Origin of the sequence: Marinobacter segnicrescens, assembly GCF_900111555.1 — a bacterium.
Lineage (GTDB): Bacteria > Pseudomonadota > Gammaproteobacteria > Pseudomonadales > Oleiphilaceae > Marinobacter > Marinobacter segnicrescens.
Map to the genome: position 1 here is coordinate 406081 of NZ_FOHZ01000001.1, position 20564 is coordinate 426644.

General features: G+C 60.0%; 21 protein-coding genes. 6 read left to right on the forward strand and 15 right to left on the reverse strand.

Annotated features, from left to right (window positions below; all coding sequences use genetic code 11):
• Positions 1 to 30: 30 nt before the first annotated feature.
• The 9 genes from tmk to BM036_RS01845 all read right to left on the reverse strand — a co-directional run bounded on the left by tmk (position 31) and on the right by BM036_RS01845 (position 6690).
• Positions 31 to 654, reverse strand: a complete 624-nt coding sequence (gene tmk / locus BM036_RS01805) for a dTMP kinase (RefSeq protein WP_091848502.1) — start codon at positions 652 to 654, stop codon at positions 31 to 33.
• Entirely contained in the window at positions 651 to 1709 is a 1059-nt protein-coding gene (mltG, locus tag BM036_RS01810; protein ID WP_091848503.1) for an endolytic transglycosylase MltG, read from the reverse strand. Before mltG ends, tmk begins: the two co-directional genes overlap by 4 nt.
• Complete coding sequence (locus tag BM036_RS01815) at positions 1706 to 2539, reverse strand: aminotransferase class IV (protein ID WP_091848504.1); 834 nt, start codon at positions 2537 to 2539, stop codon at positions 1706 to 1708. The genes mltG and BM036_RS01815 overlap by 4 nt, the downstream gene beginning before the upstream one ends.
• A 79-nt stretch (positions 2540 to 2618) precedes the next feature.
• A complete protein-coding gene (acpP, locus tag BM036_RS01820; protein WP_091848505.1) occupies positions 2619 to 2852 on the reverse strand; it encodes an acyl carrier protein in 234 nt (77 codons plus the stop codon).
• A 121-nt stretch (positions 2853 to 2973) separates the two neighbouring features.
• The gene (fabG, locus tag BM036_RS01825; protein ID WP_091848506.1) at positions 2974 to 3717 is read right to left on the reverse strand and encodes a 3-oxoacyl-ACP reductase FabG; all 744 of its coding nucleotides are present in this window, start codon (positions 3715 to 3717) and stop codon (positions 2974 to 2976) included.
• Between the two features lie 62 nt (positions 3718 to 3779).
• Positions 3780 to 4718 (reverse strand): ACP S-malonyltransferase, encoded by a 939-nt coding sequence (fabD, locus tag BM036_RS01830; protein ID WP_091848507.1) that lies wholly within the window; start codon positions 4716 to 4718, stop codon positions 3780 to 3782.
• A gap of 120 nt (positions 4719 to 4838) precedes the next feature.
• Positions 4839 to 5840: a phosphate acyltransferase PlsX gene (gene plsX, locus BM036_RS01835; RefSeq protein WP_091848508.1), complete on the reverse strand. Its 1002-nt coding sequence runs from the start codon at positions 5838 to 5840 to the stop codon at positions 4839 to 4841.
• 57 nt (positions 5841 to 5897) lie between these two features.
• A complete protein-coding gene (rpmF, locus tag BM036_RS01840; RefSeq protein ID WP_091848509.1) occupies positions 5898 to 6077 on the reverse strand; it encodes a 50S ribosomal protein L32 in 180 nt (59 codons plus the stop codon).
• A 55-nt stretch (positions 6078 to 6132) separates the two neighbouring features.
• Positions 6133 to 6690 carry a YceD family protein gene (locus BM036_RS01845; RefSeq protein ID WP_091848510.1) on the reverse strand — a complete coding sequence of 186 codons (558 nt, stop codon included), beginning with the start codon at positions 6688 to 6690 and terminating at the stop codon, positions 6133 to 6135.
• 151 nt (positions 6691 to 6841) lie between these two features.
• On the opposite strand from BM036_RS01845, the gene BM036_RS01850 reads away from it, so the two are divergent.
• On the forward strand, positions 6842 to 7450 hold the full coding sequence (locus tag BM036_RS01850) for a Maf family protein (protein WP_091848511.1): 609 nt from the start codon (positions 6842 to 6844) through the stop codon (positions 7448 to 7450).
• Here BM036_RS01850 and BM036_RS01855 read toward each other — a convergent pair.
• Genes BM036_RS01855 through rluC form a run of 3 tightly spaced genes read right to left on the reverse strand, consistent with a single transcriptional unit; the run spans position 7435 to position 10169 of the window.
• Positions 7435 to 8463 carry a S49 family peptidase gene (locus BM036_RS01855; protein WP_091848512.1) on the reverse strand — a complete coding sequence of 343 codons (1029 nt, stop codon included), beginning with the start codon at positions 8461 to 8463 and terminating at the stop codon, positions 7435 to 7437. The genes BM036_RS01850 and BM036_RS01855 overlap by 16 nt on opposite strands.
• 40 nt (positions 8464 to 8503) lie before the next feature.
• A complete protein-coding gene (locus tag BM036_RS01860) occupies positions 8504 to 9151 on the reverse strand; it encodes an HAD family hydrolase (protein ID WP_091848513.1) in 648 nt (215 codons plus the stop codon).
• Positions 9152 to 9173: 22 nt separating this feature from the next.
• Positions 9174 to 10169, reverse strand: a complete 996-nt coding sequence (rluC, locus tag BM036_RS01865) for a 23S rRNA pseudouridine(955/2504/2580) synthase RluC (RefSeq protein WP_091848514.1) — start codon at positions 10167 to 10169, stop codon at positions 9174 to 9176.
• 731 nt (positions 10170 to 10900) lie between these two features.
• Here rluC and rne point away from each other — a divergent pair.
• Together rne and BM036_RS01875 are read left to right on the forward strand one after the other, a co-directional pair.
• A complete protein-coding gene (gene rne, locus BM036_RS01870; RefSeq protein WP_091848515.1) occupies positions 10901 to 14266 on the forward strand; it encodes a ribonuclease E in 3366 nt (1121 codons plus the stop codon).
• A gap of 75 nt (positions 14267 to 14341) precedes the next feature.
• Positions 14342 to 14881 (forward strand): YecA/YgfB family protein, encoded by a 540-nt coding sequence (locus BM036_RS01875; protein ID WP_091848516.1) that lies wholly within the window; start codon positions 14342 to 14344, stop codon positions 14879 to 14881.
• Between the two features lie 29 nt (positions 14882 to 14910).
• Here BM036_RS01875 and BM036_RS01880 read toward each other — a convergent pair whose 3' ends face one another.
• Positions 14911 to 15783: a PHP domain-containing protein gene (locus tag BM036_RS01880; protein ID WP_091848517.1), complete on the reverse strand. Its 873-nt coding sequence runs from the start codon at positions 15781 to 15783 to the stop codon at positions 14911 to 14913.
• Between the two features lie 83 nt (positions 15784 to 15866).
• Between BM036_RS01880 and BM036_RS01885 the strand changes: the two genes are divergently transcribed.
• From BM036_RS01885 to BM036_RS01895, 3 genes are all read left to right on the forward strand, one after another.
• Positions 15867 to 16166, forward strand: a complete 300-nt coding sequence (locus BM036_RS01885) for a YciI family protein (protein ID WP_091848518.1) — start codon at positions 15867 to 15869, stop codon at positions 16164 to 16166.
• Positions 16167 to 16350: 184 nt separating this feature from the next.
• On the forward strand, positions 16351 to 17058 hold the full coding sequence (locus tag BM036_RS01890) for a TIGR04211 family SH3 domain-containing protein (protein ID WP_091848519.1): 708 nt from the start codon (positions 16351 to 16353) through the stop codon (positions 17056 to 17058).
• 222 nt (positions 17059 to 17280) lie between these two features.
• Complete coding sequence (locus BM036_RS01895) at positions 17281 to 17583, forward strand: PilZ domain-containing protein (RefSeq protein ID WP_245742400.1); 303 nt, start codon at positions 17281 to 17283, stop codon at positions 17581 to 17583.
• Positions 17584 to 17640: 57 nt separating this feature from the next.
• On the opposite strand, the gene rraA is transcribed toward BM036_RS01895, so the two are convergent.
• Both rraA and ppsA read right to left on the reverse strand, forming a co-directional pair.
• Positions 17641 to 18117: a ribonuclease E activity regulator RraA gene (gene rraA / locus BM036_RS01900; RefSeq protein ID WP_091848520.1), complete on the reverse strand. Its 477-nt coding sequence runs from the start codon at positions 18115 to 18117 to the stop codon at positions 17641 to 17643.
• Positions 18118 to 18155: 38 nt separating this feature from the next.
• The gene (ppsA, locus tag BM036_RS01905; protein ID WP_091848521.1) at positions 18156 to 20528 is read right to left on the reverse strand and encodes a phosphoenolpyruvate synthase; all 2373 of its coding nucleotides are present in this window, start codon (positions 20526 to 20528) and stop codon (positions 18156 to 18158) included.
• Between the last annotated feature and the right edge of the window lie 36 nt (positions 20529 to 20564).

Sequence of the window (20564 nt, forward strand, 5' to 3'; positions counted from 1 at the left end):
TTGCCTGCCCGTAAGGAAGTTCCGGAGGCGTCAGGCCAGAAGGCCCGTTATCAGCCCCGACACCTGGCGGCTGACATCCGAAAGGGGCTGTGCCGCATCCACCACATGGTAGCTCAGTGGCTGTAGCCGCGCCCGCTCCAGGTAGCAATCACGGATACGCTGAAAGAACGCTGCCTGTTCCCGTTCAAACCGATCCGGCGCACTGCGGCTTCGTGCCCTTGCCATGCCTACCTCTACCGGTGCGTCAAGCAGTATGACATGGTCGGGCCGCAGGTCGCCCTGGACCAGTTGTTCCAGCGCCGCAATCTGCTCCTGCGGGACACCACGGCCACCGCCCTGATAGGCGTATGTGGCATCCGTAAAGCGGTCACACAGCACCCATGTGCCTTGCTCCAGCGCGGGGACTATACGCTCATGGAGATGCTGGGCCCGGGCCGCGAACATCAGCAACAGCTCGGTCATCGAATTGACCGACTCCTGCCGTGGTGTCAGCAGCAGTTCACGGATAGCTTCCGCCATGGGCGTGCCGCCGGGCTCCCGGGTGACCAGCACCCCGATGCCGGCTGCCTCCAGGGCTGATCGGGCGGTTTCCAGCTGGGTGGACTTGCCAACCCCTTCGGTGCCCTCAAACGTAATAAAGCGACCGCGGGTCATTTACCGGCCTCGCTGTCGTTCGCTGGCGCCGGAAACGAACGATAGTCCTCACGACGGTTAAGCTGGTATTCCCTGACGGCCCGCTGGTGGTCTTCCAGCGTCCGGGAGAACTGATGGCTTCCGTCGCCCTTGGCGACGAAGAACAATGTATCCCCATCCGCCGGGTTAACCGCTGCATTGATAGCCGCCCGGCCTGGTAGCGCGATTGGAGTAGGAGGGAGTCCGGAGATTCGGTAGGTATTGTAAGGTGTATGGGTACGCAGGTCGCGGCGGGTAATGCGCCCCTGGTAGCTGTCACCCATTCCGTAAATAACGGTGGGATCGGTCTGCAACCTCATCCCCCTTTCCAGCCGACGTACGAAAACCCCGGCGATATCCCGGCGCTCCCCCGGAACACCGGTTTCCCGCTCAATAATCGAAGCCATAATCAGGGCCTCGTAGGGGCTTTCATACGGCAGGTCCTCGGCCCGATTGGCCCACTCTTCGGCCAGCACGTTGTTCATTCGCTCGTAGGCCCGCCTGAGAATATCAAGGTCAGAATCACCCCGTCGGTAGGAGTAGGTATCCGGGAAGAAGCGGCCTTCCGGATGTGCACCTTCATCACCCAGCTCCGACATGATCTGCTCAGCCGACCAGTCTGCCGTGACTTGCTCAAGGTATTCGGCATCAGCCAGGGCTGCCCGGGCATCCTGGAAGCGACGGCCTTCAATAAACTGCACGAAGCGGGGCTTGGTCTGACCCCTGACCATCAGCGAAATCATGTCACGGGCCGACATGCCTGGCTGGAACTCGTATTCCCCGGCACGAATGGACGCCAGCTCAGGTTCAATCCTGGCGAGCAATTTAAGCCAGACCGCCTTGTCCACCACACCCATTTCTTCCAGGTCCTGGGCAACGGCGTTAAAGGACGACCCACGGGGGACCATGTACAGCGTTGGCTCTTCAAGCCCGGCGTCAGCCTCCAGGGACTCAATACCCTGCCAGCCCCACAATCCGGCGCCGGCAACAGCCACCAGTACCGAAGCGACAACGGCAACAAGGAAAGACTTGATCAACGGAACTCCTCAGGTTGTTTGGCAAGGCTGACGATTGTCGCAAGCTGTTCCGGGCGAGGCAACTTGCGACCGTCCAGAGTTTGAACCGGCACTGCCCCGATAACGCTGTTCAGCAGAAACAGCCCGCCAAACTCCGGCTGCCAGCACTGCGCCGGGAAGAGCTCCCCTTCGCTGACCGGCACACCCTCCCGGGACAGGCCATACTCCACATGGGACAGCATGATGCTACGCACAGCAACCCGGTCACGGGGGGGCGTAAACCAGCGGCCCTGCCACAGGTACAGCAGAGCAGTCCTGGTACCCTCCCGCAGATCACCCTGCTCCCCGCACATCAGCGCCTCATAGCAATCATCGGGCATGGCCCGGCTGGCCATGACCTGTTCCAGGCGATTGAGTGACTTGATACCCGCCAGACGAGGATTCACGGTCAACGGGATTTCGGAAATCACCACAGCGACACCGGCCTCGGGCGGTTCTGGCGGTGCAGGCATTACCGAGGTAATGAGCCGGGGGCCGGGACTTGCCGGCGGACGGTAACCCCTGCCACCGCTGCCACGGGTAAGCAAGAGCTTCAGCACCTGCCGGGCAGGAACCGCAGACATCCGGTGGCTCACCCGGGCCAACGCCTGCTGCAATTCTTCTGCCGTCAGCGGGATACCCAGACGAGCGGCGCCTTCCAGCAGCCGGCAGCAATGAGCCTCCAGCAACTGAGGCACCCCATTGTGAACCAGGATGGTCTCGAACAAACCATCCCCGTAGGCAAGCCCACGATCATCAGCGGGCACCACCAGGTCCCCTGGTTCATTATCTGCGAGATGGATCGTCACCATGAGGCCTCTGTCACTCCGGCAGATACAAAAAAGCCGCCCTGCTCGGGAGCAGGACGGCTTCTGCCTGGCTTACAGACGATCAGCTATGTGCGTTGATGTAATCAATCGCATCCTGAACGCTGGTCAGCTTCTCGGCTTCCTCATCAGGAATTTCAGTTTCGAATTCCTCTTCGAGAGCCATGACCAGCTCAACAGTGTCCAGTGAGTCAGCGCCCAGGTCCTCTACAAAAGAAGAAGAGTTCTGAACTTCGGACTCCTTGACGCCCAGCTGTTCACAAACAATCTTCTTAACGCGCTCTTCAACTGTACTCATAATTTCCTCACTTTTTGTCGACCAGGCAATGAAAGATTGCCAGTTTATGGTAAACCCTACCTGCAGACAAGCAGGGACGAAGATAAAACCCTTTCGGATTAAGGGGCCGGAGCAAGCACCCTCACCCCATGTACATGCCACCGTTCACGTTGATGGTATCACCCGTCACGTAACCTGCCGCATCCGAGGCCAGGAATGCCACCACGGCAGCGACTTCTTCCGGAGCACCGAAGCGACCCGCAGGGATATTTTCCAGCATGGCTCCACGCTGGTTTTCATCCAGTTGCCTGGTCATGTCGGTGTCAATAAACCCCGGTGCTACACAGTTGGCAGTTATACCGCGGTTGGACATTTCCTTCGCCAGGCTTCGGGTAAATCCTTCAACACCGGCTTTGGCAGCGCAGTAATTGCCCTGCCCGGCATTCCCCATACCGGCCACGACCGAACTGATGTTGATGATGCGTCCCCAGCGGGCCTTCGCCATGCCACGAAGCACAGCCTTGCTCAAACGGTAGACGCTGGAAAGATTGGTGTCGATAACGGCGGACCAATCATCTTCCTTGAGACGCAGCAGAAGGTTATCGCGGGTAATACCAGCATTGTTCACGAGGATAACCGGGGCTCCGACCTCGTCGGCCATTTTCTTCAGGCCGGCCTCGACACTACTGGCATCGGATACATCCATTACCATACCGAAGCCTTCTATGCCGGCATCCTTGAGATTGGTGGTAATGGTGTCTGCACCGCCTTCGGAAGTCGCAGTACCTACAACCGTCGCGCCCTGCTTGCCAAGGGCTTCGGCAATGGCCTTACCAATACCGCGGGTGGCACCGGTGACCAGTGCGATCTTGCCATCAAGAGACATGGAATGCTCCCTTCCATCAATGTTGGATAACACCGGCCAGAACGGCCGGCGCGTCTTCTGATTCAGTCTTTGCGGAATGCCTCAACGGCGCCGTCCAGACTCTCCGGTGACTCCAGGCTGAACACTTTGAGGCTGCGATCGATGCGCTTGGCCAGGCCGGCAAGCACCTTGCCAGCGCCACACTCGGCCGCAACGGCAACATTTTCTTCCACCAACAGGCGCATGGAATCCGTCCAGCGAACCGGTGAATAGAGCTGCTGCACAAGGTTCGCCTTGAGCTGGTCAGCATCCTGTACCAGCTCGGCACTCACGTTCTGTACTACCGGTGTCAGGGCATTACCGAAACTGACATCGTTCAGGGCCTTTGCCAGCTCCTCTGCGGCCCCTTTCATCAGCGCGCAATGGGACGGAACACTCACCGGCAGCGGCATTGCCTTGCGGGCACCCTTTTCACTGCAAACAGCAATGGCCCGCTCAACCGCAGCCTTGTTGCCGGCGATAACCACCTGGCCGGGGGCATTGAAGTTCACCGCTGATACAACATCCCCCTCAGCCGCTTCTTCACAGGCGGCAATAACCTGCTCGTCATCCAGGCCGAGAATGGCCGCCATACTGCCCTCACCGGATGGTACCGCAGTCTGCATCAACTCGCCGCGCAGGCGAACCAGGCGAATTGCATCGGAAAAATCGAGGCTTTCAGCCGCCACCAGGGCACTGTACTCGCCGAGGCTATGGCCTGCCAGGTAGTCAGGCTCGGGGCCACCGGCAATAAACCACTGACGCCACAGGGCGATGCTGGCGGTAAGCAGGGCCGGCTGGGTCACCATGGTCTGGTTAAGTTCTTCCGCCGGGCCATTCTGGCAAAGCTCCCACAGGTCATACCCCAACACATTGGAGGCTTCGGTGAAGGTCTGCTCGACCACCGGCCAGGCGTCAGACGCGGCCTTGAGCATACCCACTGACTGAGACCCTTGTCCCGGAAATATAAAAGCTGTTTTCATGACGAAAATTTTACCGTGGTTGGTGGTTCAGTAAGATTAGCCAATAGTACAAGCAATCGCCTGCCAGGACCATGAAGGCACCGTGACGATCGTCGACTTACAGGACTCTCACCGCAGGTGTTACAACACCAGGTCGTCCAGCCGTTCGTTGATGCGGCGGGGCACTTCCAGTTGCACCTCCCGTACAGCCTGGCGAATAGCGGCCTTCATGGCCAGCTCATTGGCGTTACCGTGGCTTTTGATCACCACACCCTGCAATCCCAACAAACTGGCGCCATTGTGGCGGGTGGGATCCATATCCCGCAGCAGGCGACCGATAATGGGCTTGGCAAGAAAGCCCACCAGACGACTGTACAGGCCGCGGGTAAAGGCCTGCTCAAGTAACTCGATCAACAGTCCGGCAACCCCCTCGCCGGTTTTCAGTGCAACATTGCCAACAAAGCCGTCGCACACCACCACATCCGCCACGTCGCGGAACAAGTCACTGCCTTCAACGTACCCGATATAGTTCAGGGTCTCGCACTGCGCCAGCATATGGGAGGCGAGCCTGACCTGTTCGTTGCCCTTGATCTCCTCTTCTCCGACGTTCAGGAGGGCCACCCTGGGCTCTGGTATACCGCTGACGGCCGATGCCATCAAAGAGCCCATCAGGGCAAACTGGTAGAGGTTTTCGGCGGAGGCGTCGACATTGGCCCCCAGATCCAGCACATGGCACTGACCACGCAACGAAGGAATAAGCTTGGTGATAGCCGGTCGCTCGATACCCGGATACATTTTGAGGTACGAGCGACCAAACGCCATAAGGGCACCGGTATTACCAGCACTTACGCAGCCCTGTGCGTCACCATCGCGAACCAGGCGCAAGGCAACAGCCATGGAGGCATTCTGCTTGTGGCGTAACGCATGGGAGGGTCGTTCATTCATGCGCACCACATCCGCTGCGGGCTCTACCCGGATACGCGGATGGCCGGAATGCAACAAGGCCTTGAGCTGTGCCTGGTTTCCCACCAGGATCAGCGTCAAGGCCTCGTTTTCTGCAACAGCCTCGAGGGCTGCCGCTACGGCAACTTCAGGACCACGATCACCGCTCATGGCATCGATCGCAAGTGTTACTGAAGTCACCAGTCTATCTCACCGTGCATGAGCCGGAATGCCGTTCAGGGCGCCCCGACATCACACTCACTCGTCGCGAGCTTCGATGACCTGCTTGCCACGATAAAACCCGTCCGGAGACACGTGGTGACGACGATGAATTTCACCGGTGGTCGTATCGGTAGACAGGGTCGGTTTGCTCAGGGCGTCGTGAGAGCGACGCATGCCGCGCTTGGAGCGGGTTTTTCGGTTTTGCTGGACAGCCATGACTGTACTCCTGACCTTTTAACTGTGTGTGCACTCGGGCACGTGAAAATAAATGCTAGTGTCTGGTTTTCTTTAACCCTTCCAGCACCTTGAAAGGGTTTTCGCGATGTTCGCCGGATTCAGCCCCTGCCTTGTCATCTTCGCCGGAACCGGGCTCCAGGGCCTCCAGTTCCGATGTTGCCGGGCACTCCTCGCGCTCGTGAAGCGGATAGGACGGCAAAGCCAGCAGCAATTCGTCTTCCACCAGGGTCCAGAGGTCCGCTGAATCCTCTCCAGTAATGAAGGGTTCCAGTTCGGCAGGTAACTGCCGGGCCCGCTCATCAGTGGACACGAGCCCCAGCTCGAAGGACGATCTCAGGGCCTTGCCCATGCTCCCCATACAGCGCTGGCACTGGAGTTCAACATCCGCTTCCAGTTCGCCGCGGACAATGCGGCGACGCTGACTGTCAGCGCTGAACACCAGGTGTACCCGGCAAACACCGCCCTCGGGAATAGCCAATACCGCATCCCGGAAACGGGTCAGCTCCGCCAGGGGAATGGTTCCCGTAAGCTCGGCTCCGGTTTCCGCCATGCGATGTGGGTCGACAGACCTGGGCAACTCGGCGTTTGACATAGGCGCGCAATTTTAGGGACGCAGCAGCGCCCTGTCAAAGACTTCCTTGCATCACCACCACCATAACGGGCCCGGATCACGGAAACTGCGCATATGGACCGGGCTTGTGCAAACCGATAAGGTTCAGGACCTGTCCATGAGGAGCCCTACTATGGAACCGACCCCGCCGCTGGTACTGGCCTCATCTTCACCCTGGCGCAGAGCCCTGCTGGAACGCCTCGGCCTTCCCTTTGAGTGCGCCTCGCCAGATATTGACGAAACCCCGCTACCCGGGGAAACCGGTCCAGAGCTGGTAGAGCGCCTGGCCAGGGCCAAGGCGATGGCCCTCTCCGCCAGCTTCCCGGCACACCTGATTATCGGCTCAGACCAGGTGGCCACGCTGGACGACGGCACCATCCTGGGCAAACCCGGCAATCATGAAAACGCCTGTGAACAGCTGGCGAGATGCAGCGGCAGGATCGTCACCTTCCATACCGGGCTGGCCCTGCACGACACGCGCTCAGGTCGAACCGAGAGTATCTGCGAACCCTTTTACGTACATTTCAGGACCTTGACCGGGGAAGAGATCGACCAATACCTGCAAGCTGAGCAGCCCTACCAGTGTGCTGGCAGCTTCCAGATGGAGGGGCTGGGCATTGTCCTCTTCGACCGGCTTGAAGGGCGGGACCCCAACACCCTGGTCGGCCTGCCACTGATGGCATTGACCGACCTGCTGAAGGCATCGGGCGTCAATATCCTCGCGCATCAGCGCAGGTCGTAGCGGGAGCCCACCATTTCCGTACGAAGCGCGCTTACAATAGAGACACCCAGGGCATCGGTAAACTGGCGGAAAGGCGATGGCTGTGGGGTATAGTCCACGATTTCCTCAGCACCCACCAACTCCCGCGCCACCCAGGAAGTGCTGCCAAGCCCGTCAACCAGGCCAAGGCCTACGGCCTGCTCACCCGTCCACACCAGGCCACTGAACAGGCGCTCATCATCCGCCAGGCGATCACCACGACCCTTGCGGACGTATTCGATGAACTGGTCATGGGTGTTTTCCAGGACACTCTCCCAGAAGGCCACCTCCTGCGGCTGCTCCGGTGAGAACGGGTCAAGGAAAGCCTTGTTCTCGCCGGCGGTGTAGAGCCGCCGCTCGACGCCGGCCTTATCCATCAGCCCGGTAAAGCCAAATCCGCCGGAAACCACACCAATAGAACCCACCAGGCTGGCCCGGTTGGCGTAGATCTCGTCGGCAGCTGCCGCTATATAGTAGGCACCGGACGCACCAATATCACTGATTACTGCGTACACCTTTTTGTCCGGATAGGCGTCCCGCAGCCGCACAATCTCATCATAGACATAGCCGGCCTGTACCGGGCTGCCACCCGGGCTGTTGATGCGAAGCACGACAGCACGGCTGTTCTCCGCCTCAAAGGCACGCCGGAGCGCCCCGACCAGGTTATCGGCGCTGGCATGGGTATCCGAAGCGATGGCACCGGTAACCTCGACAACCGCGGTATGAGCCGACGCCTTGCCGCTGTCGATCCCTCCGGTGAGGGGCGCCCGGAACAGGAACAGCAACGCAATCAGATAGGCAAACGTCAGCAGCTTGAAAAAGATACCCCACCGCCGGCTCCGGCGCTGTTCTGCAGTCAGGGCACCGACCAGCTTTTCCAGCACGCGGGAGTCGACAGCCCCGGAGCCAGCCTCAGGCGCCTGCGGCGCTGGTTCACTCCCGGCCCTGCGCTGGGTGGGACCATTCCAGTCTCCCGACGAATTCCATTCTGACATGTATTACCCCTTTGCCTGATGTGGTCACTGGCCCCTGAGATTACAGACCCAGCGCCTCGCGAAGCTCCGTCACACTGGTAGCGACGCAGACCGGATCATATTTGCCGAGCTCGTCCCGCTTGTGGACACCCCACTCCACCCCGATGGCAGGCATGCGGATACGACGCGCCATGTCCAGATCATAACGGGTGTCACCAACCATGACTGCGTCGGAGGGCTCAACTTCGAAATGCTCCAGGATTTCCACCAGCATCCGCGGATCCGGTTTTGACCGGGTCTCGTCAGCGCAGCGGGTGACGTCAAAGTGTGGCCCGAGCCCACTGGATATCAGGGCCGGGTCGAGACCCCGGCGGCTTTTCCCGGTGGCCACCGCCACCAGGCGGCTATCCAGCTTGAGATCAGCAACCACTTCCGCCATCCCGTCAAACACATTCTGCGGCATGGTTTTCCTGGCAAAGAAATAACGGGCATAACCCTCACGGATGGCCTGCATTTCTTCCCGGGAGATACCCGGGTACAGCGCCTCCAGGGCCTCGACCATGCCGAGACCGATAATGTCCCGATAAGCCTCCCGCTCCCTGGCGGGAAAACCCAGCTCAACGGCTGCCTGGTGCAGGCTGCCCGCGATATGCTCCACTGAGTCGACCAGCGTTCCATCCCAGTCGAATATCACCACCTTATAGGTCATAACCGCTCATCTCCTGACTACTTCAGCCGGCCAGTTTCGCCAGCACCTGACGGAACGCCTCATCGTAGGGCGCCTCAAGGCGAAGCCATTCGCCCGCACCCGGCAAACGGAACTCCAATGCCCGGGCATGAAGCATCAGGCGATTTCCGCCCATACTACGGAAAGCACGCAGGCCGGCCGCATCCATATACTTGTCATCGCCGGCAATCGGATGACCGGTACAGGCACAATGGACACGAATCTGATGGGTTCTCCCGGTCACCGGGGACGCCTCCACCAGGCTATAACCCTGCCAGGTGTCGAGAACACGATAACGGGTCAGGGAAGGCTTGCCTTCGGGATCGACCTTCACCCGCCGCTCGCCGTTGGGCATCTCGTAACGCAGCAGGGGCTCACTCACCTCGGTGACAGAGGCAGGCCAATGTCCACTGACAAGGGCATGGTAATGCTTACGAACCTGGCGGTGGCGCAGCTCATCCTGCAGGAAACGCAACGCAGAACGCTTTCGGGCGATCATCACCAACCCGGAAGTATCCCGGTCCAGGCGATGGACAAGCTCCAGGAAACGGGCGTCCGGGCGTGCCGCCCTGAGCACTTCGATGAGACCAAAACTGAGACCACTGCCACCATGTACGGCAATGCCCGAGGGTTTATTGACAACCAGCAGGTCGTCGTTCTCGAAGACCACTGCGTTTTCCATCACCGCCTGTACGCGGTCCCCGGGGACGGCGCTGACCGGCTTCTCAGGCCGGACCACCGGAGGGATACGCACCTCATCACCCGCTTTCAGGCGGGTGTCCGGGCGCACGCGCCCCTTGTTCACCCGCACCTCACCCTTGCGCACGATGCGGTATATCTTGCCCTTGGGCACGCCGCGCAACCGGGCCATCAAAAAATTGTCCAGCCGCTGGCCGGCCATATCCGGATCGACCGTTATCCATTGCACACCTGCGGAGACGCCGGCCGCCCCCGGGCGCTGCCGGGAAACCGTGGACTGACTACGCTTTGGTGACGCCATAGAAGGGGCTGATTCCTGAAGGATGCGGGATTGATGATACGAGGCTTTACTGCTATATTCCGGCATGCTTTTCCGTTTGTCTACGGCCCGGCCAACACGCCGACCGCCGGAGCGGTGAAAGTATACAGAGACTGACCGGGAGTTTGAATGCCCGAAGCCCTGACAACCGGGCATTCCCGCGGGCAACCAACACGGCAGAAGCAGACAGAGAAACCCGGGTGTCCTCTCGGCAGTCATAGCTGCCAGGCAGACCAGCACCCGCAACCCGATCGAGCCAGGCTATCAGCCGGTCGGGCATCCTGGCAAAGCCAGGCCCGGAGCGCGCGCCAGGACAAGGCAAGCCACCTGCTCCAGTACCGGAAACCGTGTACGCGGAGTTTCACAGGTTCAGACCGGGCACATGACAGTAACCACGCAGGAAACCCTGCGGGTAACGCGAAGATTTTTACCACCACGCAGGGCCGGGCCGTCAGCTGACCAATACGACGTGAGACCCAGGTACCCGTGTGAACCGAAAGATACGTAGCATGCGTCCACAGAGACTGACTCCATACCGCCCTTCCCTGTCAAACCACAGGAAGAGCGTATGCAGTGACCTGAAAGGACCGGGACACAGGCCGGCCTTACAGGCCTGACCCCCGCCGGAACCGGGTTTGCCCGGCCGCCGGCAGCTGCGCTTCGCGATGACCCGCGGTTTTCTGTCTAACTAATTGACAGGAATCGTCTTTTCCATGAAAAGAATGCTCATTAATGCAACTCACCCCGAAGAGTTGCGCGTCGCGCTGGTTGATGGCCAGCGGCTGTTTGACCTCGATATCGAATCCTCCACCCGCGAACAGAAAAAAGCCAACATCTACAAGGGCCGCATCACCCGGGTCGAGCCCAGCCTTGAGGCGGCATTCGTTGACTTTGGCGCCGACCGCCACGGCTTCCTGCCCCTGAAGGAAATCTCCAAGGAATACTTCCGCAAGCCCCCCGGGCAGATCGAAGGCAAGATCAACATCAAGGAAGTTGTCTCCGAAGGCCAGGAAGTGATCATCCAGGTCGACAAGGAGGAGCGCGGCAACAAGGGCGCCGCCCTCACCACGTTTATCTCCCTCGCCGGCCGCTACCTGGTCCTGATGCCCAACAACCCACGTGCAGGCGGCATCTCCCGCCGCATCGAGGGCGAAGAGCGGGCCCAACTCAAGGAAGCACTGAATGAGGTGGACGTACCCAAGTCCATGGGCATCATCGTCCGCACCGCCGGCATAGGCCGCACCGCTGAAGAGCTGCAATGGGACCTCAACTACCTGGTCGCCACCTGGGAAGCCATTACCGGGGCTGCCAAGGAGCATAAGGCACCGCGCCTGCTGCACCAGGAAAGCAACGTGATTATCCGGGCGGTGCGGGATTACCTGCGCCAGGACATTGGTGAAGTGCTCATCGACTCGGCGGAAGTCTACGAGAACGTGCTCGGCTTCGTACGCCAGGTGATGCCCACCTTCGAAAACAAGATCAAGCTTTACGAAGACGAAATTCCACTGTTCAGCCGCTACCAGATCGAAGCCCAGATCGAGACCGCGTTCCAGCGGGAAGTGAAGCTTCCTTCCGGCGGCTCCATCGTGATTGATCCTACCGAAGCACTGGTCTCCATCGATATCAACTCCTCCCGGGCCACCAAGGGCCAGGATATCGAGGAAACCGCCCTCCAGACCAACCTGGAAGCGGCCGACGAAATCGCCCGCCAGCTCCGTCTGCGGGATATGGGCGGCCTGATCGTTATCGATTTCATTGACATGACTCCCGCCCGCAACCAGCGGGAAGTGGAACAGCGTATGCGCCAGGCACTTGAGCTGGACCGGGCACGGGTACAGGTGGGCAAGATCTCCCGTTTCGGCCTGCTGGAAATGTCACGGCAGCGCCTGCGCCCGTCCCTGGGCGAGACCCGCAGTGAAGTCTGCCCCCGCTGCAGCGGCCAGGGCACCATTCGCGGCATTGAATCGCTGGCCCTGAGCATCATGCGCCTCATCTTCGAGGAAGCATCCAAGGACAAGACCGGTGAAGTACGTGCCGTAGTGCCGGTTTCCGTCGCCACCTTCCTGCTGAACGAAAAGCGCAAGCAACTGGCAGACATCGAGGCCCGGCAGCAGGTGGAAATCCTGGTTGTACCGGCCGCCCATATGGAAACGCCCCATTTCGAGATCCTGCGGGTTCGAGACGACGAAGCCGGCGAGAAGGTGACCAGTTACAGAATGGCCGAAGAGTACGCTGCCCAGGAAGAAGAACAGGCAGAAGTACATGTCACCCGCGAGGCACCGCCCCGGGAAGAGGCGGCCGTTAAATCCATTCGCCCCGCGGCCCCTGCCCCAACGCCTGCAGCACCCACGGCCAGCGCAAAAGCCGAAGAGCCTGCCGAGGAAGGCATGTTCCGCAAGCTGTCCCGCAAGCTTGCCAGTTTCTTCGGTGCAGAGGCCGCTGATGAGACAGCAAGCCGGGCCGGCCAGCAAGGTGCCCAGGGCTCCGGCAGTAACCGTAACCAGCCGGGCCGCCAGGACCGCCGCAAGACACGGGTAGCCCGCGATGATCGCAGCACACCGGACAATCGTCAGGGCGGCGAACGCCGCGACCAGTCCGGCCAGGGCCGCGAAGACGACCGTAGTGGCCGTAGCCGCAGCAACCGTGGTGGTCGCAACCGGCGCTCCGGCGACAACCGGCAGAATCAGCAAGACAGCCAGTCCCGCTCCGACAACCGGGATAGTACCCAGAAAGACAGCTCCAGGCCGGACAGCCGCCGCGGCGGCCAGGGCCAAAAAGGCACCAGGGCCAAGGACGACGACAAAGGGGGAAAACCCCAGGACCGCCAGGTTCAGCCTGAAAGCAAGGGCGAGGAAAAGCCTGCAGACAAGGCACGGGACAACGTCCAGGAGAAATCCCAGGACAGTAAACCTTCCCGGCCCAAGCGAGCCCGCCGGAACCGCAACCGTGACGGTTCACCTGCTGATGCTCCGGAAAGCACTCCCGCCAGCCGCAAGGCCGCGCGCACTGAAAAGCATCAGAGCGAGCTTGCTGACCGTGAAACCGGACCAAACGCAAAGGCAGCCGGCGCCAGGACAGAGAGCGCAAAGATAGCGGAAAAATCGCCCGCCTCATCCGAGCCGAAACCAGAGGGCGAAGCCAAGGGCGCGCCCGCCGCTCAGGCAGCTTCCAAGGCTCAAGAGTCTGAGGAGAAAGCGGAGAAGCCGACTGGAACTGACCAGGCAACGGCTGCTGATACCGCCGCAGAGGCTGATGGTGAATCCACTGGCGAAGCCCGTGACGAGAAGTCGTCTGGCAAAGGCCGTACCCGTGGTCGCAAACCTCGTAGTGGTGGCAAAGACGAACGCGACAACCAGGAAGGGGGCGCAGCTGAGCAGGCCAGCGCGGATACCGGCGCTCAAACCCGGGAGTCGACGCCCGGGGCCAGGGCCGGTTCAAAGGTTGCTGCGACTGCAGCAACGGTTTCTGCAGCCACTGAGAACGCCAACGACAGTGAAAGCAGCACCCAGTCTGAAGCCGGGGCTGAGAAGCCTGCAACCGAAGCAGCTGCGCCAACCGGTACTACTACCGAACAGGAGCCAACGGCGGAAAAGGGTCCCGGAACGGACAAGCAAGTTGAGGCAGGGCCGGAAAAGTCCGACACACCTTCTTCCACCAGCATGAAAACGTCAGACGAAGCTGCCCCAGCCGCCGCCAACGCCTTGGAAGGCACGACCGCTGAGCAGCCCGAAGCAGCCAGGCCGGCCGAGTCCGAAACAGCGGCGCCTGCGACACCGGCCGAGCCGGCTAAAGCGACTGACCAGGCCGCAGGAGCGACCAATGAGCCCGCCGATGAGGGCAAGGGCGAAGCGACTGCCGGCGAAAGCGACAAGGCCGGGCCCCGTGGCAAAGACGAGGCCACCGGAAGTGCGGATGGCAAGGCCGAGCCCCAGATTCCGGTAACGCCAGGCCGTGCCTATAATGACCCGCGGGAAGTGCGCAAGCGCCGGAAGGCAGCGGAGACCGCCAGGAAGGCCGAGGCGTCTGAAGGCAACCGCTCTGCCGGGGACAGCGGCGGGGCTGACAGCTCCGAACAGTAAGCGTTGCAAGACTCACGGATACACCACGGGTGTATCCGTGATACCTCACCATGGCCTCGTGCCAGGAGCCGTTGAATGCTGAATAACGACGAAATCGAAGTACTGGAAGACATCCTCTTCGCAGAACCCTGGGGAGAGGAGTCACTGGACTTCTTCGGGCTGCATGGGGTGGTCTGCGCCAGTGTAGTGGGCCCCAGACCACTGGATACCCCCGAGATATTCCGCCTCGCCACCGGCCAGGAATCGGTGTCGCCGGCCGATGTGCCTGAGGCGTTCACTCGCCTCACCGAGCAGCTGTCCCGGGGACTCGCCCACTCCCTCGATATGGGACAGGCCCTGGAGCTCCCGGAGCCGGAAGATGGCGACCCCATGAATGCGCTGGAAAACTGGTGTGCCGGCTTTGTGGACAGTTTCCTCGAGTATGAAGATGAGTGGTTACAGGACGACGAAGCCGGCACAGCAGAACTGCTGGTGCCCATGCTGACCCTGTCTGGCCTGTTTGATGACGAGGACTTCCGCAAGGCCCGGGAGGACGAAAAGGTAGCGCAACAGATGGCTGAAGCGCTACCTGACGCACTTACGGACCTCTACCTTCACTTTCACGCCCCGGACTGACCAAAATCAGTAACGAGCCGCAAGGCCCATTACTGAGGGGGTGACCGGAACCGCTCCCAGACCGGCACAAGACCATCAGGCAGGGGCGGGATACGTCCCAGTTCGCACCAACTGGCACCGGGAAAGTGAAAATCACTGCCCTGAGATGCCAGTAGCGAATGCCTGCGGCACAGTTCGGCGAGAAAGCCAAGATCACCACTGGACTGACCGGAAGTTACCACCTCGATTGCTTCTCCCCCCGCATCCATGAAGTCAGCTACCAGGGCCCGCAACCGGGTCGCGGTCAGCTTGTATTTACGGGGATGGGCCAGTACTGCGATACCACCCGCCCCGGTAATCCACTGAACGACTTCTTCAAGCTCTGGCCAGAAGGCTTTGACGTCCCCTGGCTTGCCACTACCCAGATACTTGCGGAAAGCCTGGGCCTGGTCCTTCACCAGGCCCGCTTCCACCAGTGCCCGGGCAAAATGCGGCCGACCCGGGACATCGCCGCCGGCCAGCGTAGTCGCCTGGTCAAGAACCGTGCGTTCACAGCCAGCGACGTGCCTGACCAGCTTGTCCGCAATGGCCGCGGCCCGCTTCCACCGATTCGCCTGCTGGTTAGCTACCTTCGCAGCGAAGTCAGCGTCGCCCTCTCTCATGTCCAACCCAACCACGTGGATCGTATGCTTTCGCCAGACACAGGACAATTCGATACCGTTGATAAGGACGAGATTCTGCTGCAAAGCCGCCTCCCGGGCCTCGCCGGTTCCGTCCAGGGTGTCATGGTCGGTAAGTGCAAGGTGCGTGACCCCCTGCTCAACCGCGCGGGCAACCAGGTCCACCGGACTGAGGGCCCCATCAGAAGCGGTACTGTGACAATGGAGATCAATGCAATAGCGGCTGGCCTGGGGTATAGTCACGAATTATCCTGAGCGGGTTCAAAGCGTTGAACGCCAGTCTAACACGTTCCCGCAGACCTGGAATTCACGAGGACGACAACTCTATGTACTACGCCATCATTAGCGAAGACATCGAACACAGCCTGCCGTTGCGCGCCGAGGCTCGCCCGGCGCACCTGGCACGCCTGGAGTCCCTGCGGGATGAGGGCCGCCTGCTGGTCGCCGGCCCCCACCCGGCACTCGATACACCGGAACCCGGTGAAGCCGGATTTACTGGCAGCCTGGTGATCGCGGAGTTCGATTCCCTGGAGGGTGCCAGGAACTGGGCCGACGCAGACCCCTACGTAGAGGCCGGTGTCTATCACACAGTCACCGTCAAACCGTTCAAGGCCGTTCTGCCCTGACTGCGGACCAGGTCGCGCCCCGGACTCCATGAGCATTTTGTAATAGCCAACGACTTGATCAACAGTAACGATATGACAAAATTGCCGGCTAAGCGACCGAGGGCAGCTGATCGACTTCCGGACGATCACCTTATCGGCGGAACCACACTGATCCGGACCCCCAACTGCCAGGAATAACCCTGTGATGGCTCGAGCTGTAACTTCTTCCCGCGCATTCGTCGGTCTTCGACTGCTTGTACTACCTCTGGTGGTATTGCTGTTGGCCAGCAGCCTGGCCCACGCCAGAACTGTCTATATAGATGATACCCTTTACGCACCCGTGCGTAGCGGTCAGGGCACCCAGTTCCGCATTCTCCACAATGGCCTTCGCAGCGGAACCGCTGTAACCCTGCTGGAACAGTCCGAGGACTCCGGCTACAGCAAAATACGGACAAGTCAGGGTATCGAAGGCTGGGTACCCACTCGCTACCTCACCAACCAGCCCATCGCCAGGGATCGACTGGAGGCGGCCAACCGTGAGCTGGAGCAGGCCCGCAACCAGTTGCAGGAACTCCAGGATCGCATGAGCGAGGTCTCCGGAGAACGTGATGAACTGTCGTCCCGTGAGGAACAACTGCAGCAGCGTGTGGACGAAGTGACCACCGAACTGGAAGACATCCGTTCAGTATCCGCCAATGCCCTCAACCTCGACCGCCGCAACCGGGAACTTCAGGAGAGCAATCAGAAGCTGAAGAACGAAGTCGAAGTGCTCACTGCTGAAGTCGAACGCCTTGAAGCCCGCAAGGAGTCCGATTTCATGTTACTGGGCGCTGGTCTGTTGATTCTGGGTATGTTCCTCGCCGTTGTGTTGCCCTGGCTGAAACCCAGCAAGAAGAACGACACCTGGGCCTGATACATCTCAGGCCATTATCCTCCCCCCGGATTCGGTCGTGTTACGTACAGTCTTCCAACGCACCAGATCTGGGGATCCGTTCACTCTCCCGGCACTAAATCTATGGTTCTATATGGTGGTTATGACGTCAGATTCTTTGACCAATCGACGCATAACCACTAAAAGGACTTACAGGGGGCTGACCAATCCACAGCCTTCGTGACCAGAGAGGGAAAGTTAGTCATGTCGATCACCATGAGGGATTACTCGGAAAAGCGCGATTTTCACCGGATGCAGGTAAACTCTGAAATCCAGATTACCGACGGTGAAGGTCGTTCATTCACGGGGATTTGCCGCGACCTTAGTGGCACAGGCATGCAACTGCAGGTCGCTGACTTTATTCCTGAAGGCGCAGTGCTGCACACCCTGTTGCCGGCTACCAGTGATCAGTTCCCGCCGTTCGAGACCGAGGTTCGGGTATTGCGCACGGAGCCTAGCGGAGATGCTTTCCTGCTCGGTGTCGTAATCGAGAGGGTCAGCCACTGACAAGAAAGCCCCGATGGTAAACCACCGGGGCTTTCTTGAAGTCAGCAGTAACCGCGCTTAGCCCAGTTTTGTCTCTGATACAACGATGCCGTTGTTATCAGCATAGACGTACTGCCCGGGATGGAAGGTAACGCCCCCGAAGGTGACTGGCACATTCAGGTCGCCAATGCCCTTCTTTTCAGTCTTGCGGGGATGTGTCCCCAGCGCCTGGACACCCAACTCAGTCTTGCCGATAACGTCCACATCACGGATACAACCGTAGATAATCAGCCCGGCCCAACCATTGGCAGCAGCTTTCTCGGCCAGCATATCGCCCAGCAGGGCCGCCCGCTTCGAACCACCACCGTCGACCACCATGACGCAGCCGTTACCTGGCTTGGCCACCTGCTCCTTGACGATGGAGTTGTCCTCGAAGCATTTCACTGTGACCACTTCACCGCCAAAAGCATCGACGCCGCCAAAGTTACGAAAGCCAGGCTCCACCACCTGGACTTCGGGATGATCATCACAAATATCGGGGGTTACGATGTCCACGTTGTCGGTCTCCTTATCCCAAGCCTCTAAGGCCGGTATCAGTCAATGGATTCGTCAGCCAGGAAAAACCAGGTGTCCAGCACCGAGTCCGGGTTAAGGGATACGGTGTCTATGCCCTCATCCATCAGCCACTTCGCCAGGTCCGGATGGTCCGATGGCCCCTGCCCACAGATACCAATGTATTTGCCGGCACGCTTGCAGGCCTGGATGGCATTGGACAGCAGCGCCTTGACCGCGTCGTTCCGCTCGTCAAACAGGTGCGCAATGATGCCGGAATCCCGGTCCAGCCCCAGGGTCAGCTGGGTGAGGTCGTTGGAACCGATTGAGAAGCCATCAAAGTGCTCCAGGAACTGGTCCGCCAGTAGTGCATTGGCCGGCAGTTCGCACATCATGATCAGGCGGAGGTCATTCTCACCCCGCTTGAGGCCGTTCTCAGCGAGCAGGTCCACTACCTGGCTGGCTTCACCCACCGTGCGCACGAAGGGCACCATGATTTCCACGTTGGTAAAGCCCATCTCGTCACGGACTTTTTTCAGGGCACGGCATTCCAGTTCGAAGCAGTCCCGGAAGGTATCCGAAATGTAGCGGGACGCGCCCCGGAAACCGAGCATGGGGTTCTCCTCGTCGGGTTCGTACAGGGTACCACCGATGAGGTTGGCGTATTCATTGGACTTGAAGTCCGACAGGCGAACGATCACTTTCTTGGGATGGAAGGCGGCAGCCAGGGTGGAAATACCTTCAACCAGCTTGTCCACGTAGAAGTCCACGGGAGACGCATAGCCGGAGAAGCGCTTCTCCACGGTCTGGCGAATATCCCGGGGCAGGCTGTCATAGTTCAGCAGCGCCTTGGGGTGTACGCCAATCATCCGGTTGATGATGAACTCCAGCCGGGCGAGACCCACACCCTCGTTGGGCAGGGCCTGGAAATCAAAGGCCCGGTCCGGGTTGCCCACGTTCATCATGATCTTGAACGGAATGGCCGGCATGGACTCGACGGTATTCTCCCGCAGTTCGAAGTCCAGGCTGCCCTCATAGATCAGGCCGGTGTCGCCCTCTGCACAGGAAACCGTCACTGCCTGGCCGTCCTTGAGTACCTCAGTGGCATCGCCACAGCCTACGACGGCAGGAATACCCAGCTCACGGGCGATAATCGCGGCGTGACAGGTACGCCCACCACGGTCGGTCACGATCGCAGCGGCACGTTTCATCACCGGTTCCCAGTCGGGGTCCGTCATGTCGGTGACCAGCACATCCCCTGGCTGGACCTTGTCCATATCCTTGATGCTGTCTACAACACGCACGGCCCCGCTGCCAATCTTGTGGCCAATACTACGGCCTTCAACAATTACCTTGCCCTGCTCTTTCAGCAGGTAGCGCTCCATGACGTTGGCGGACGCACGGCTCTTGACGGTTTCCGGGCGGGCCTGGACGATGTAGATCCGGCCATCGTCGCCGTCCTTTGCCCACTCGATGTCCATGGGGCGATCGTAGTGTTTCTCGATGATCATGGCCTGCTTGGCCAGCTCGGTCACCTCTGCATCGCTGATGCAGAAACGGTTGCGGTCGTCCTGCTCTACCTTCACCGTATCGACGAAATGATCGGAATCCTTGTCAGTTGAGTAGACCATCTTGATGGCCTTGCTACCCAGGTTACGGCGCAGTACCGCCGGGCGACCAGCTTCGAGGGTCGGTTTGTGGACATAGAACTCGTCCGGGTTTACAGCGCCCTGAACCACGGTTTCGCCCAGCCCATAAGAAGCAGTCACAAACACCACGTCACGGAACCCGGACTCGGTGTCCAGGGTAAACATGACACCGCTGGCGGCGGTCTCACTGCGAACCATCTTCTGGATGCCTGCAGACAGGGCCACCAGCTTGTGATCAAAGCCGTGGTGGACCCGGTAGGAAATGGCCCGGTCGTTAAACAGGGAGGCAAAGACTTCCTTGACGGATTTTTTCACCTGCTCGAAACCAACCACGTTCAGGAAGGTTTCCTGCTGACCGGCAAACGAGGCATCGGGAAGGTCTTCGGCCGTGGCAGAGGACCGCACAGCGACAGCCAGGTTACGGTTGCCGTCCTGGAGCTTGATGAAGGACTGTTCCAGATGCTTTTCCAGGTCGGCGGGGAACGGTTGCTCCAGTACCCACTGGCGGATATCCGCGCCAACCCGGGCTAGCTCATTCACGTCATTGATATCAAGGGCATCCAGCGCTTCGTCAATACGCTCCCTCAGCCCGTCCTTAGCCAGGAATTCCCGGTAGGCATGGGCTGTGGTCGCAAATCCACCTGGTACGGACACGCCGGCATTGGCCAGATTGCTGATCATTTCGCCGAGAGAGGCATTCTTTCCCCCCACCAGCTCAACATCTGACATGCCCAGGTTCTCAAACCAGATAATGTAATCTTCCAAAGCGCGTCTCCCTTGGTTCAGTCGAGCAAACTGCAA

Coding starts and splice junctions, on each gene's coding strand:
- tmk (WP_091848502.1), bottom strand. CDS start 654: ATGACCCGCGGTCGCTTTATTACGTTTGAGGGCACCGAAGGGGTTGGC.
- BM036_RS01815 (WP_091848504.1), bottom strand. CDS start 2,539: ATGGTGACGATCCATCTCGCAGATAATGAACCAGGGGACCTGGTGGTG.
- acpP (WP_091848505.1), bottom strand. CDS start 2,852: ATGAGTACAGTTGAAGAGCGCGTTAAGAAGATTGTTTGTGAACAGCTG.
- fabG (WP_091848506.1), bottom strand. CDS start 3,717: ATGTCTCTTGATGGCAAGATCGCACTGGTCACCGGTGCCACCCGCGGT.
- fabD (WP_091848507.1), bottom strand. CDS start 4,718: ATGAAAACAGCTTTTATATTTCCGGGACAAGGGTCTCAGTCAGTGGGT.
- rpmF (WP_091848509.1), bottom strand. CDS start 6,077: ATGGCTGTCCAGCAAAACCGAAAAACCCGCTCCAAGCGCGGCATGCGT.
- BM036_RS01845 (WP_091848510.1), bottom strand. CDS start 6,690: ATGTCAAACGCCGAGTTGCCCAGGTCTGTCGACCCACATCGCATGGCG.
- BM036_RS01850 (WP_091848511.1), top strand. CDS start 6,842: ATGGAACCGACCCCGCCGCTGGTACTGGCCTCATCTTCACCCTGGCGC.
- BM036_RS01855 (WP_091848512.1), bottom strand. CDS start 8,463: ATGTCAGAATGGAATTCGTCGGGAGACTGGAATGGTCCCACCCAGCGC.
- BM036_RS01860 (WP_091848513.1), bottom strand. CDS start 9,151: ATGACCTATAAGGTGGTGATATTCGACTGGGATGGAACGCTGGTCGAC.
- rluC (WP_091848514.1), bottom strand. CDS start 10,169: ATGGCGTCACCAAAGCGTAGTCAGTCCACGGTTTCCCGGCAGCGCCCG.
- rne (WP_091848515.1), top strand. CDS start 10,901: ATGAAAAGAATGCTCATTAATGCAACTCACCCCGAAGAGTTGCGCGTC.
- BM036_RS01875 (WP_091848516.1), top strand. CDS start 14,342: ATGCTGAATAACGACGAAATCGAAGTACTGGAAGACATCCTCTTCGCA.
- BM036_RS01885 (WP_091848518.1), top strand. CDS start 15,867: ATGTACTACGCCATCATTAGCGAAGACATCGAACACAGCCTGCCGTTG.
- BM036_RS01890 (WP_091848519.1), top strand. CDS start 16,351: ATGGCTCGAGCTGTAACTTCTTCCCGCGCATTCGTCGGTCTTCGACTG.
- BM036_RS01895 (WP_245742400.1), top strand. CDS start 17,281: ATGTCGATCACCATGAGGGATTACTCGGAAAAGCGCGATTTTCACCGG.